A 12,484-nucleotide genomic window follows, 5' to 3' on the forward strand; every position below is an offset into this window, starting at 1 on the left:
GCGGGCCGATGTCACATTCGGGAGGGCCCGCCACGTCCCTTCCGTGAGAGCACGCCACTGCTGCGAAGGAGCTGGTCATGACCGGGAACGTGTCTGTCGTCGGTGGGGGCATCGCCGGGCTGACCGCCGCGATCACCGCGGCGGAGGCCGGGGCGGATGTGGACCTGTACGAGGGGCACGGCTCCCTGGGCGGACGGGGCCGGGCGACTCCCGCCCCGTACACGGCGCATGAGGGCCCGCACGTCTTCTACGCCGACCTGGACCACTGGAAGTGGCTCACCGACCGCGACCTGGTCGGCCCGCTGGGGCGGCCGTCGGTGCGGGACCTGAGGTTCGGATTCGTACGGGACGGGCGGCTGCGGTCGGCGCCGCCGGCCGGTCTTGTACGGATGATGATGCCGGGGCGGCCGCGTACGGCGCCGGTGGACATGACGTTCCACGAGTGGGCCTCGCGGCGGTACGGCGAGGCGGCGGCACGGGCAGCGGCACGGGCGATCGGGGTCGTGACGTACGACGCGGACACCGGGCGGCTGTCGGCGGCGTTCGTGTGGGAGCTGTTCCGGCGGGTGTTCGCGCCGACGGTGCCGACCGTGCGGTGGGTGGTCGGCGGCTGGCAGGCGGTGCTCGGGCGGATGGAGGGGCGGGCGCGGGAGCTGGGCGTGCGCATCCACCTGGAGACCCGGTTGACGGAGCTGCCCGAGGACCGGCCGGTGGTCGTGGCGACCGAACTGGCAGCGGCGAAGCGGCTGTTGGGGGACGACTCGCTGGAGTGGGAGAGCGGGCACGTGGTGCTGCTCGACGTGGCCGTGCGGTCGGACCGGCGGGACCGGTTCATCGCCTTCGACCTGGACGGGGGCGGCTTCCACGAGTCGTACTCGATGCAGGACCCGACCGTCGCGCCGGCCGGCGAGTCGCTGTTCCAGCTGGACATGCCGGTACGGGCGGGCGAGAGCCTCGCGGAGGCGCGGGCGCGGCTGGAGGCGCTGGCGGACCTGACGGTTCCGCGGTGGCGGGACCGGACGACGTGGAGCAGGACGGCGACGGCGAAGGGGCGGACGGGAGCACTGGACCTGCCGGGCCGCACCTGGCGCGACCGTCCTGCGGTCGACCGGGGCGACGGGGTGTTCCTGGCGGGCGACATGGTGGCGGCGCCGGGGATGCGCGGCGAGATCTCGATCTTCAGCGGTATCGAGGCGGGGAGGGGCGCGGCTGCGGCGGCCAAAACGGGTACGGCACCGGGGAGTTCGGGGAACCGGCGTACGGCCTGAGGGGGTCGGGGCGGGGGCAGGGCCAGGGCCGGGGTCGGGGCCAGGGCCGGGGTCGGGGCCTGCGACGAGCACGGACACATGTGCGGGCACGGAGCCCAAGCACGGGGGCCGGGAATCGGGCCGGAACACGGGCTGAAGGCGTCGGCCGGGGCTGAGGCCAGGGGTCGACGCAGAGGGCTGAGGCAGGGGACCGAGGGCTGAATCCGAGGGCCGAGGGCTGAGGGCTGAGGGCCGGGGCCGTAAGCTGCGAGCCGAGGGCCGGAGGCCGGGGCCGGGGGCCGGGGCCGGGGGCCGGGGCCTGGGGCCGGGGCCTGGGGCCGGAGGCCGGGGCCTGGGGCATAGGCCGGGGCCCGCCCCACGCGGATGGCGCGAGGCTCCTACCGCCCCCTGGTGAAGGAGCGCCGGTAGGAGCGGGGCGGCACTCCTCTGCGTCGGACGAACTGTTCGCGCAGGACCGCCGCGCTGCCGTAGCCGACCCTGTGCGCTATCTCCTCGACGGGCAGGTCCGTCGTTTCGAGCAGTTCCTCGGCCGCGGTCAGCCGTAGGTTGACCAGCCAGGCGTGCGGCGTGGTGCCGGTCGCCGCGGCGAACCGGCGGGCGAAGGAGCGTCTGCTCATCAGGGCGCGCCGGGCCAGGTCCGACACGGAGAGGGGCTCCCGGAGGTTCTGGCGGGCCCAGGCGAGTACGTCGCCGAGCCGCTCGTCCTGGCCGTCCTCGGGCACGGGGGCCGCCAGGTACTGCGACTGGCCGCCCTCGCGGTGGGCGGGCAGGACCAGGTCGCGGGCCACGGCGTTGGCGATCGCCGCACCGTGCTCGCGGCGGACGAGGTGCAGGCACAGGTCGAACCCGGCGGCGGCACCCGCGCCCGTGACGACCGGCCCCTCGTCGACGTACAGGGCGTCGGCCTCCACGGTGACGCCGGGGTGACGGCCCGCGAGCAGGGCGGCGAACCTCCAGTGGGTGGTGGCCCGGCGGCCGTCGAGCAGCCCGGCCGCGGCGAGCGCGAACGTCCCCACGCAGTGCGCGGCGACGAGCGCGCCCCGCGCGTGGGCCGCCGCGAACGCATCGAGGACGGCGCCCGGCGGCGGGGTGCGGAAGTCGGCCCAGGGCAGGGCGAGTACGAGATCGGCTGTGGCGAGCCGTTCCAGCCCTTCGGCGACCGTGAGCGGCACGCCGAGGTCGGTACGGAGCCGGCCCGGCCGGTCCGTGCACAGCGCGAAGTCGAAGCGGGGCAGCCCGGGGCGCGGGTCGAAGACCTCGGCGACGACACCCACGGCGAGCATGCCGACGCCGGGCGGGGCGTACGCGGCGATGCGCGTGAACGGAGCTCCAGGAACGGGGTGTTGGGGCGGCTGCTGTCGGGATGCCATGCGCGCGAGTCTGGCACGATTCCCGCGATCGGTGGCAGAAGGGCCACTCGTGCGCTCCCCCGCCCGGACGGGATGCTTGCGGACATGACGACAACGACTGAAGCGACAGAAACGACAGAAGCAACGGCAATGACGGAAGCGCGGCTCACCCGTACCGCCTCCTACACCGTCCTGCACACCGGCTACACCCTCTCGACCGGCCCCGGCGTCGCGGCGACCGTCTCGTACGTCACCGACGGCGACCGGCACGTGATCTTCGACCCGGGCATGGTCCCCGACCGGGACAGCATCCTGGGCCCGCTGGCCGGGCTCGGGCTCGGCCCGGACGACATCACGGACGTGGTCCTCAGCCACCACCACCCGGACAACACGATCAACGTGGGTCTTTTCGGCAGGGCGCGGGTGCACGACCACAAGGCGGTGTACGAGGGCAACCAGTGGACGGACCGGGACGCGGAGGGCCACGCGCTCACGCCGGCGCTGCGGCTGATCCGTACCCCGGGGCACAGCGCGGAGGACGTGACGCTGCTGGCGGGAACGGCGTCGGGCGTGGTGGCGTTCGCGGGCGACCTGTGGTGGCGGCCGAACGGCCCGGTCGTCGACCCCGTGGCCCCCGACCAGTCGCTCCTGCGGGATTCCCGGCTGCGGGTGCTCGCGCTGGCGGACGTCATCGTGCCGGGCCACGGGGCGCCGTTCCCGGCGGACGAGAACGCACCTCTCTAGCGGAGGGGCGGACAGGCCTGGCGGAAGGACGGAGGGGCCGACGGCTCACCCGTACAGGCCGTCGATCTCCTCCCCGTACTTCTCCCGGATCACCCTCCGTCGCAACTTCAGCGAAGGGGTCAACTCCCCCGATTCCGGGCCCCATTCATCGGCCAGCAGCAGGTACCGCTTGACCTGTTCGGTGCGGTTGAGCCGGGCGTTCGCCGCCTCCACCGCCCGTGCGATCTCCTCCCGTACCGCAGGGTGGTCCGCCGTGACCCGGCCCTCGATGCCCCGCGCCGCCGCCCATGCCGGGACGCTCTCCAGGTCCAGGACCAGCAGTGCCACCACGTACGACCGGCCGTCGCCGTGCGCCAGGGCCTGGCCGATCAGGGGGTGTTCCTTGAGGGTGTTCTCGACCAGGGCCGGGGAGACGTTCTTGCCCGTCGACGTGACGATCATTTCCTTCTTGCGGTCGGTCAGCCAGAGGAAGCCGTCCTCGTCGACGCGGCCGATGTCGCCGGTCGCGAACCAGCCGTCCCCGTCCAGGGCCGGTTCGATCGTCCCGTCGGCGCGCAGATAGCCGGGGAAGACGGTCTCCCCGCGCACCAGGATCTCGCCGTCGGCGGCGACCTTCAGTTCCAGACCGTCCAGCGGGCGGCCCACCGAGCCGAGCCGGAACCCCGAGGTCGGGCTGTTGGCGGTGCAGACGCCGACCGTCTCCGTCAGCCCCCACGCGTCCATGATCGCGATGCCGAGGCCCGCCCAGAACCTGGTCACTTCGGGCGGCATCGGCGCGGACGCGCTCGCCGTCCACACCAGCCGGTCGAAGCCCGCGAGTGCCAGCAGCGGGTCGAGCTCCCGCCTGGCCGCCCGGTACGCGCCCTCCAGCTCCGGCGACGGCAGCTCACCGCGCTCGCGGGTGGCGAGGTGGGTCCTGGCCGTCTCTGCCACCTGCTCCAGGGCGGCCCGCCGCTCCTCGGGAAGACCGGCCAGCGCGGCCTGCACACCTGCCGCCATCTTCTCCCACACCCTCGGTACGCCGAAGAACTGCGCAGGTCGCAACTCCCTCACCGTCGGCGCGACTTGGGCGACATCGGTGCACAGGTGCACGTGCGAGGCACGGAAGACCGGAAGGTAGATGCCGAGCATGCGCTCCGCGATGTGCGCGAAGGGGAGGTAGCAGATGTGCTCGATGTGGTCGGGCAGGTCGACGACCCGGTCGAGGGAGAGCGCGTTGCTCACCACCATGCGGTGGGTGACGGGCACGGCCTTGGGGTCCCCGGTGGTGCCGGAGGTGTGGACGACGGTGAGGAGGTCCTCGGCCCGGCTCTCCCGCCAGGTCTTCTCGAAGGCGTCGGGCCGGTGGAGGCGTCCGCCGGACGCGTGCAGCGAGCCGTAGGTGCGGTGCGGCCCCGTCTGGGCCGCCTCCACCACGACCAGCTTCTCCAGGGTGTGCGAAGGGTCCGCCAACAGCGGTTCCCAGCGCGGGAGTTCGGCCGCCCCTTCGACGATCGCGAAGCGGGCCCCGCTGTGCCGGGCGATGTGCGCGACCTGTTCGGCGGCGGCCGTCCCGTACACCGAGACCGGGATCGCGCCGAGGTGCACGAGGGCGAGGTCGCTCAGCCAGTGCTCGGGCCGGTTGCCCATCATCATGAGCACCTGCTCGCCGCGCCGCACGCCCAGCGCCGCGTACCCGGTGGCCAGGACGGCGGCCTTCCTGCGGACCTCGCGCCAGGAGAGGGTGGTCCAGCCGTCGCCTTCCGCCGTGCGCCAGGAGAGGGCGGGCAGGTCGCCGTGGTCCTCGGTGTTGCGCAACAGCAGTGCGGGAAGGGTGAGTTCGGCCGGATCGGCGGGAAGTCGCAGGATCGTGGTCATGGCCACCTCGCGTCGTCATCGGCGTGTCGTCGTCGACCGGGCATTGCCTGAACGTGGAAGGGAGGCTTTCACAACAGTGGTGAGACAGCAATACTGTTGCACTGACTGCCGGCGGAGGATCAGCGGCACAGGAACGACAGAGGATCAGCAGAGGAACGGGGCACCGCCATGACGACGACCACCGGTACCGGGGAGCCGACGCTCACGGTCGACGAACTGGCCGCGCGCGCCGGCGTCACCGTCCGCACCATCCGCTTCTACAGCACCAAGGGCCTCCTGCCGCCCCCGGCGATCGGCCCCCGCAGGGTCGGCCACTACGGTCCCGAGCACCTCTCCCGGCTCGCCCTCATCGAGGAGCTGCAGCACCACGGGATGACCCTGTCCGCCATCGAGCGCTACCTGGAGCAGCTGCCGCCCGACCTGAGCGCGCACGACCTGGCCATCCACCGCGCGGTGGTGGCGTCCTGGGCGCCGGACTCGGCGGAGGACGCCACCCGGGCGGAGCTGGAACGCCGGGCGGGCCGCGCCCTGTCGGACGTGGACATCGACCGGCTGGCCGCGATGAACGTGCTGGAGCGGGCCGGCACCCCGGACACCTTCCGGGTGGATCCGGGGCTGCTGGCGCTCGGCGTGCAGCTCCTCGGCGTACCGATCGCGCACGAGACGATCCTCGCCGCCCGCACCATCCTCATGGAGCACACCCGCTCGGCCGCCCGTGCGCTGACGCACCTGTTCCGTGACGAGGTGTGGAGCCCGTACCGGGAGCGGGAGTCGGACCCCGCGCACGTGGAGGCGATGAAGTCGCTGTCCGCGCACATGCAGCCGATGGTGCTCCAGGCGCTGGTGACCGCGTTCCAGCGGTCGCTGAAGGAGGAGCTGCGGGCGGCGTTCGTCGACGGGGGCCGGGGCGACGGGGCCTGAGGCTACGGGGGCCGGGGCCGCCGGGCCGGACCCCGAGGGCGCCGAGACCCCCGAGGGCGCCGACCGAATCAGGCGTCCGCCACCCAGCTCCCGTGGAAGCCCAGCGGCACCCGTCCCGGCAGGTGGACCCGGGCGACGGGGCGTCCCGAGAAGTCCTGGGCGGAGAGGATCAGCAGGTCGGAGGCGCCCCGCTCGGGGTTGTGGACGTACGCCAACGTGTAGCCGTCGTCCTCCGCCGCCCTCGTGTCGCCCGCGTCCTTCGGTACGAACACCGCCTCCCCCGCCGCCGCGTCACGCGGCAGCCGGTGCACCTGGGAGGTGCCGCGCAGCAGGTCGTGCTTGATCAGGGCGCTGCTGAACGCCTTGTCCGGGGGCACGCCGTCGACGGACTCGTACGCGGCGAAGAAGGTGGCGGCCGCGGCCGAGTAGCCGTAGCGGTGCCGCCGGGACACCATCGCCTCGTTGACCCGCGGGAACTCCTGCGGCCGGTCGTCGAGCCGCCGCTGGGTCACCCGGCCGCGCTTCAGATCGATCGTCCACCGGTCGAGCGAGGGGGTGCCGCTCGCGCCGGGACCGCCCGAGCCCTGTCCCGCCGCGTGGAAGGGCGCGGGGTAGGTCGTGAGGTCGACGACGACCGACGACCCCTCGTCGTACGCGTTGAGGGTGTGCGAGTAGTAGCACGTCTCCGGTACCTCGAACCAGCGGACGGGGCCGCCCTCCCGCTTCATCACGCCGACGCGCGCCGGGTGCCGTTCGTTCCAGACGTACGGGACGAGGTCGCCGCGGGCGGCCCCTTCGGGGTCGAAGGTGATCGGGATGTCGAAGATCACGACGTGCCGCTCGGTGAGCCCGAAGTCGTGCACCATCGGGCCGCCGGAGAGGTCGATGCGCGTCGTGCGGGCGACCTTGCCCGTGCGGTCCACCACCAGGTGCCGGACGTGGTCGGGCTGCATGGGGTGGTAGGTGAGGGCGTGCAGTTCGTCGGCGCGGGCGTCGAACTTGGTGTGTGCGGTGAACGACCCCTTGTGCGTCCCGCCGAAGTCGTACGGGCCGACCGTGCCCAGCTCGTCGTCGAGCCGGTAGGGCAGCGGGCCGCTCTCCTGGAGGGCGAGGATGTGCCCCTTGTACCCCATCACATGGGTGTTGCAGGCATAGTCGTCGGGCGGTACGGGGCCCGGGTAGGGCTCGCCCAGTTTGGCGGCCACGGAGGAGGAGCGGACCCAGCGGTTGCGGTACCACTCCGCGCGCCCCTCACGCAGGCGCACCCCGTGCACCATGCCCTCGCCGCGCATCCAGTGGTGGGCGTTGGCGTCCTCAAGTCCCAGGACGTTGGGGCCGGTTCGGAGGTAGCGCCCGTTCAGCTCGCGGGGGATGCGGCCGGTGACGGGCAGGTCGAACGCGGTCAGTTCCTCGGTGGCGGGGGCGAACGCGCCCTCCAGGAAGGGGTGGTGGGCGGACGCCTTCCCGGCGGGACCCGGCGGCGGGCCTGCCGCTGCCTGCCCTCCGTACGCGCCCAGCGCGCCCGCCGCCGCCGTGACCGCCGCCCCTCGCAGCACGGTCCTTCGCGTCTGTCCGGTCATCGTGCGTCTCCGCTCTCGTCCGTGAATCTCTGTCACAAACGATGTTGGAGCAGGAGGGAGGCGGAAGCAGGAGAGGCAGGCCCCCTGAGGGGGTGGTGCCAGGCCCCCTGTCGGGGCAGGGACCCGGCACCACCGACCGGCTCAGCCGTCGCTGAACTTCTCGCCCTTCTCGGCCTTCTCGACCAGCAGCGCCGTCGGCTCGAACCGCTCGCCGTACGTCGCCGCCAGCTCGCGGGCGCGAGCCACGAAGCCGGGCAGGCCGCCCTCGTAACCGTTGATGTACTGGATGACGCCGCCCGTCCAGGCCGGGAAGCCGATGCCCATGATGGAGCCGATGTTGGCGTCGGCGACGGACGTCAGTACGCCCTCCTCGAAGAGCCGGACCGTGTCGATGGCCTCGGAGAAGAGCATCCGCTCCTGCATGTCGACGAAGGGGATCTCGACGCCCTGCCTGCCGAAGTGCTCGCGCAGCCCCGGCCACAGGCGCGTCCGCTTGCCGTCCTCCCCGTACTCGTAGAAGCCGCCGCCACCGCTGCGGCCGGGGCGACCGAACTCGTCCACCATCCGGTCGATGACCGCGTCCGAGGGGTGACCTGGCCAGACGCCGCCCGCTTCCTCCACCGCCTTCTTCGTCTCGTTGCGGATCTTGCGCGGCAGGGTGAGGGTCAGCTCGTCCATGAGCGAGAGGACCTTCGCCGGGTAGCCGGCCTGGGCGGCGGCCTGCTCGATCGAGGCGGGTTCGATGCCCTCGCCGACCATCGCGACGCCCTCGTTGATGAAGTGGCCGATGACGCGCGAGGTGAAGAAGCCGCGGCTGTCGTTGACGACGATCGGCGTCTTCTTGATCTGCCGGACCAGGTCGAAGGCGCGGGCCAGGGCCTCGTCGCCGGTCCGGTCGCCCTTGATGATCTCGACAAGCGGCATCTTGTCGACCGGCGAGAAGAAGTGCAGTCCGATGAAGTCGACGGGGCGCGAGACGCCCTCCGCGAGACCGGTGATGGGCAGGGTGGAGGTGTTGGAGCACAGGAGCGCGTCGGGCTCGACGACGCCCTGGATCTCCTGGAACACCTTGTGCTTGAGGCCGGTGTCCTCGAAGACCGCCTCGATCACCGCGTCGCAGCCCGCCAGGTCGGCGGGGTCGGCGGTGGGGGTGATGCGGGCGAGGAGTTCGTCCCGCTTGGCCTCGGTGGTACGGCCGCGGCTCAGCGCCTTCGCGAGGAGCTTCTCCGAGTACGCCTTGCCCTTGGCGGCGGCCTCCGGGGTGACGTCCTTCAGGACGACCTCGATGCCGGCGCGGGCGCAGGAGTACGCGATTCCGGCGCCCATCATGCCCGCGCCGAGGACGGCGACCTTGCGGACCTTGCGCGGCTCGATGCCCTTCGGGCGGTTCGCGCCGGAGTTGACGGCCTGGAGGTCGAAGAAGAACGCCTGGATCATGTTCTTGGCGACCTGGCCCGTCACCAGCTCGGTGAAGTAGCGGGCCTCGATGGTCAGCGCGGTGTCGAAGTCGACCTGCGAGCCTTCGACGGCGGCGGCGAGGATGTTGCGCGGGGCGGGGTAGTTGGCGCCGCCCGTCTGCTTCTTGAGGTTCGCGGGGAACGCCGGGAGGTTCGCGGCGAAGCGCGGGTTGGACGGGGTGCCGCCGGGGATCTTGTAACCCTTGACGTCCCAGGGCTGCTGCGACTCGGGGTGGGCGTCGATGAAGGCGCGCGCCTTGGCCAGCATCTCCTCGCGCGTCGCCGCGATCTCGTGGACGAGCCCGTTCTCCAGGGCGCGCTGCGGGCTGTACTGGGTGCCCTGGAGGAGCACCTTCAGGAGGGCGTCGGCGATGCCCATGAGCCGTACGGTACGGGTGACGCCGCCGCCCGCCGGGAGCAGGCCGAGGGTGACCTCGGGGAGGCCGATCTTGGAGCCCGGCGCGTCGAGCGCGATGCGGTGGTGGGAGGCGAGCGCGATCTCGTAACCGCCGCCCAGGGCCGCCCCGTTGACGGCGGCGACGACGGGCTTGCCGAGGGTCTCGATGCGGCGCAGCGAGTTCTTGATCGCGGTGCCGGTGTCGAAGGCCTGCTGGGCGTTCTCCGGGCCGACCTTGATCATGTCCTTGAGGTCGCCGCCCGCGAAGAAGGTCTTCTTCGCGGAGGTGTAGATGATGCCCCGGATGGAGTCCTTCTCGGCCTCGGCGCGGTCGGCGACCGCAGCGATGGAGGCCTTGAAGGCGGCGTTCATGGTGTTCGCGGACTGGTTGGGGTCGTCGAGGACGAGGGTGACGACGCCGGTCTCGTCCTGTTCCCAGCGGATGGTGGTGGGCTCGCTCATGTTCTGGCTTCTCCGTAAGAAGGGGTGGCGGGGACGAGACGGGTCAGACGCGCTCGACGACGGTGGCGACGCCCATGCCGCCGCCGACGCACAGTGTGGCGAGGCCGTAGCGCTTGTCCTGGCGCTCCAGCTCGTCGACGAGGGTGCCGAGGATCATCGCGCCGGTGGCGCCCAGCGGGTGGCCCATGGCGATGGCGCCGCCGTTGACGTTGATCTTGTCGAGGGAGAGGCCCATGTCCTTGGCGAAGCGCAGCACGACGCCCGCGAACGCCTCGTTGATCTCGACGAGGTCGATGTCGTCGATGGTCAGGCCCGCCTTGGCGAGTGCCTTGCGGGTGGCGGGGGCCGGGCCGGTGAGCATGATGGTCGGCTCGGACCCGGAGACGGCGGCCGAGACGATACGGGCGCGAGGAGTGAGCCCGTGGCGTTCGCCGGCCTCCTTGGTGCCGAGGGCGACGAGGGCGGCGCCGTCGACGATGCCGGAGGAGTTGCCCGCGTGGTGGACGTGGTTGATCGATTCCACCCAGTGGTACTTCTGGAGCGCCACCGCGTCGAAGCCGCCCATGTCGCCGATCGCGGCGAAGGAGGGCTTGAGGGCGGCGAGCGAGTCGGCGGTGGTGCCGGGGCGCATGTGCTCGTCGTGGTCGAGGACCAGCAGGCCGTTGCGGTCGCGGACGGGGACGACGGAGCGGTGGAAGCGGCCGTCCTTCCAGGCTGCGGCGGCCCGCTCCTGGGAGAGCGCGGCGTACTCGTCGACGTCGCGGCGCGAGAAGCCCTCGATGGTGGCGATGAGGTCGGCGCCGATGCCCTGGGGGACGAAGCCGTTCTCGAAGTTGGTCATCGGGTCGTTGAACCAGGCGCCGCCGTCGGAGCCCATCGGGACGCGCGACATCGACTCGACGCCGCCCGCCAGGACCAGGTCCTCCCAGCCCGAACGGATCTTCATGGCGGCCAGGTTGACGGCTTCGAGGCCGGAGGCACAGAAGCGGTTCTCCTGGACGCCCGCGACGCTGTCGGGGAGTCCGGCGGCGATCGCGGCGGTGCGGGCGATGTCGGAGCCCTGGTCGCCGACCGGGCCGACGACGCCGAGGACGATGTCGTCGATGGCTGCCGGGTCGAGGTCCGGGAAGCGGTTCCTGACCTCGTGGATGAGGCCGACGACGAGGTCGATCGGCTTGGTGCCGTGCAGGGCCCCGTTGGCCTTGCCGCGTCCGCGCGGGGTGCGGATCGCGTCGAACACAAACGCTTCGGTAGTCAAGACACTTGCCTTTCAGGAAGAGCTTTCAAAGAGGGGAGGGGTGGTGCTAGCCGAGGAGCGAGCGGCCGATGATTTCCTTCATGATCTCGGTCGTGCCGCCGTAGATCGTCTGGATGCGGCCGTCCGTGAAGGCCTTGGCGACCCGGTACTCGGTCATGTACCCGTAGCCGCCGTGCAGCTGGAGGCACCGGTCGGCGACGCGCTTCTGCAGTTCGGTGGCCCACCACTTGGCCATGGAGGCGTGGACCGCGTCGAGTTCCCCGTCCCTGTGATCGACGATGCAGCGGTCGAGGAACGTCCGGGTGACGGCGCACTCGGTGGCCATCTCGGCGATCTCGAAGCGGATGTGCTGGAGCTTGGCCAGCGGCCGGCCGAACGCCTCGCGCTCCTTGACGTAGGTCGTGGTGATCTCCAGGAGGTGCTCGGCGGCGGCGATCCCGGCGACCGCGATGCCCATGCGTTCCTGGGCGAGGTTGGTCATCAGGTGGACGAACGCGCCGTTGAGTTCACCCAGGAGATTCTGCTTGGGAACCTTCACGTCGTGGAAGAAGAGCTCGGCCGTGTCCTGCGCCTTCTGGCCGATCTTGTCGAGGTTCCGGCCCCGTTCGAAGCCCTCCGCGCCGCGCTCGACGACCAGCAGGGAGAGGCCGTGCGCGCCGCCCTCCGGGGTGGTCTTCGCGACGACGATCACCAGGTCGGCGAGGATCCCGTTGGAGATGAACGTCTTGGAGCCGTTGAGCAGCCAGTGGTCGCCCTTGTCCTCGGCGGAGGTACGGATCCCCTGGAGGTCCGAGCCCGCGCCCGGCTCCGTCATCGCGATGGCGGTGATCGTCTCGCCGGAGCAGAAGCCGGGCAGCCAGCGCCGCTTCTGCTCTTCGGTGGCGAGGCCGGTGAGGTACGGGCCGATGATGTCGTTGTGCAGTCCGACCGCGAGTCCGGCCGCCCCCGCCCGGGTGAACTCCTCGGCCAGTACGGCGCTGTAGACGAAGTCGGCGTTGCCGCCGCCCCCGTACTCCTCGGGCACGGCGAGGCCGAGGAGTCCCTGCCGTCCGGCGGCGAGCCAGGCGTCGCGGCTGACGATGCCGTCCTTCTCCCACTGCTCGTAGTGCGGCAGGACCTCCTTGGTGAGGAAGGTGCGGACGGTCTCACGGAAGGCCTCGTGCTCCGCGTTGAATATCTGACGCTTCATCA

At 71.8% G+C, this 12,484-nt stretch carries 9 protein-coding genes; 3 read left to right on the forward strand and 6 right to left on the reverse strand.

The genetic code is table 11. The features are described from left to right. Positions 1–77 precede the first annotated feature (77 nt). Positions 78–1,268 (forward strand): NAD(P)-binding protein, encoded by a 1,191-nt coding sequence (locus ACH4SP_RS34990; RefSeq protein WP_398421105.1) that lies wholly within the window; start codon positions 78–80, stop codon positions 1,266–1,268. Positions 1,269–1,645: 377 nt separating this feature from the next. Here ACH4SP_RS34990 and ACH4SP_RS34995 read toward each other — a convergent pair whose 3' ends face one another. Then, positions 1,646–2,551 carry a GlxA family transcriptional regulator gene (locus tag ACH4SP_RS34995; RefSeq protein ID WP_398421226.1) on the reverse strand — a complete coding sequence of 302 codons (906 nt, stop codon included), beginning with the start codon at positions 2,549–2,551 and terminating at the stop codon, positions 1,646–1,648. A gap of 216 nt (positions 2,552–2,767) precedes the next feature. Between ACH4SP_RS34995 and ACH4SP_RS35000 the strand changes: the two genes are divergently transcribed. Then, positions 2,768–3,361 (forward strand): MBL fold metallo-hydrolase, encoded by a 594-nt coding sequence (locus ACH4SP_RS35000; protein WP_398421106.1) that lies wholly within the window; start codon positions 2,768–2,770, stop codon positions 3,359–3,361. Positions 3,362–3,406: 45 nt separating this feature from the next. Here the strand turns inward: ACH4SP_RS35000 and ACH4SP_RS35005 are convergent, their stop codons facing one another. Continuing rightward, the gene (locus tag ACH4SP_RS35005) at positions 3,407–5,218 is read right to left on the reverse strand and encodes an AMP-dependent synthetase/ligase (protein ID WP_398421108.1); all 1,812 of its coding nucleotides are present in this window, start codon (positions 5,216–5,218) and stop codon (positions 3,407–3,409) included. A 168-nt stretch (positions 5,219–5,386) separates the two neighbouring features. Here ACH4SP_RS35005 and ACH4SP_RS35010 point away from each other — a divergent pair, with 168 nt between their 5' ends. Continuing rightward, positions 5,387–6,139 (forward strand): MerR family transcriptional regulator, encoded by a 753-nt coding sequence (locus tag ACH4SP_RS35010; RefSeq protein ID WP_398421110.1) that lies wholly within the window; start codon positions 5,387–5,389, stop codon positions 6,137–6,139. Between the two features lie 68 nt (positions 6,140–6,207). Here the strand turns inward: ACH4SP_RS35010 and ACH4SP_RS35015 are convergent, their stop codons facing one another. From ACH4SP_RS35015 to ACH4SP_RS35030, 4 genes are all read right to left on the reverse strand, one after another. After that, the gene (locus ACH4SP_RS35015; RefSeq protein ID WP_398421112.1) at positions 6,208–7,719 is read right to left on the reverse strand and encodes a carotenoid oxygenase family protein; all 1,512 of its coding nucleotides are present in this window, start codon (positions 7,717–7,719) and stop codon (positions 6,208–6,210) included. 141 nt (positions 7,720–7,860) lie between these two features. Then, positions 7,861–10,035, reverse strand: a complete 2,175-nt coding sequence (locus ACH4SP_RS35020; RefSeq protein WP_398421113.1) for a 3-hydroxyacyl-CoA dehydrogenase NAD-binding domain-containing protein — start codon at positions 10,033–10,035, stop codon at positions 7,861–7,863. A 43-nt stretch (positions 10,036–10,078) separates the two neighbouring features. Then, positions 10,079–11,293, reverse strand: a complete 1,215-nt coding sequence (locus ACH4SP_RS35025) for an acetyl-CoA C-acetyltransferase (protein ID WP_398421115.1) — start codon at positions 11,291–11,293, stop codon at positions 10,079–10,081. 46 nt (positions 11,294–11,339) lie between these two features. Further along, positions 11,340–12,482 carry an acyl-CoA dehydrogenase family protein gene (locus tag ACH4SP_RS35030; protein WP_398421117.1) on the reverse strand — a complete coding sequence of 381 codons (1,143 nt, stop codon included), beginning with the start codon at positions 12,480–12,482 and terminating at the stop codon, positions 11,340–11,342. Positions 12,483–12,484: the final 2 nt, after the last annotated feature.

It is taken from the genome of Streptomyces sp. NPDC021093 (genome assembly GCF_044333135.1).
Classification (GTDB): domain Bacteria; phylum Actinomycetota; class Actinomycetes; order Streptomycetales; family Streptomycetaceae; genus Streptomyces.

Excerpts from the sequence above, each read along its gene's own strand:
- ACH4SP_RS34990 (WP_398421105.1), top strand. The coding sequence starts at position 78 with ATGACCGGGAACGTGTCTGTCGTCGGTGGGGGCATCGCCGGGCTGACC.
- ACH4SP_RS34995 (WP_398421226.1), bottom strand. The coding sequence starts at position 2,551 with ATGCTCGCCGTGGGTGTCGTCGCCGAGGTCTTCGACCCGCGCCCCGGG.
- ACH4SP_RS35000 (WP_398421106.1), top strand. The coding sequence starts at position 2,768 with ATGACGGAAGCGCGGCTCACCCGTACCGCCTCCTACACCGTCCTGCAC.
- ACH4SP_RS35005 (WP_398421108.1), bottom strand. The coding sequence starts at position 5,218 with ATGACCACGATCCTGCGACTTCCCGCCGATCCGGCCGAACTCACCCTT.
- ACH4SP_RS35010 (WP_398421110.1), top strand. The coding sequence starts at position 5,387 with ATGACGACGACCACCGGTACCGGGGAGCCGACGCTCACGGTCGACGAA.
- ACH4SP_RS35015 (WP_398421112.1), bottom strand. The coding sequence starts at position 7,719 with ATGACCGGACAGACGCGAAGGACCGTGCTGCGAGGGGCGGCGGTCACG.
- ACH4SP_RS35020 (WP_398421113.1), bottom strand. The coding sequence starts at position 10,035 with ATGAGCGAGCCCACCACCATCCGCTGGGAACAGGACGAGACCGGCGTC.
- ACH4SP_RS35030 (WP_398421117.1), bottom strand. The coding sequence starts at position 12,482 with ATGAAGCGTCAGATATTCAACGCGGAGCACGAGGCCTTCCGTGAGACC.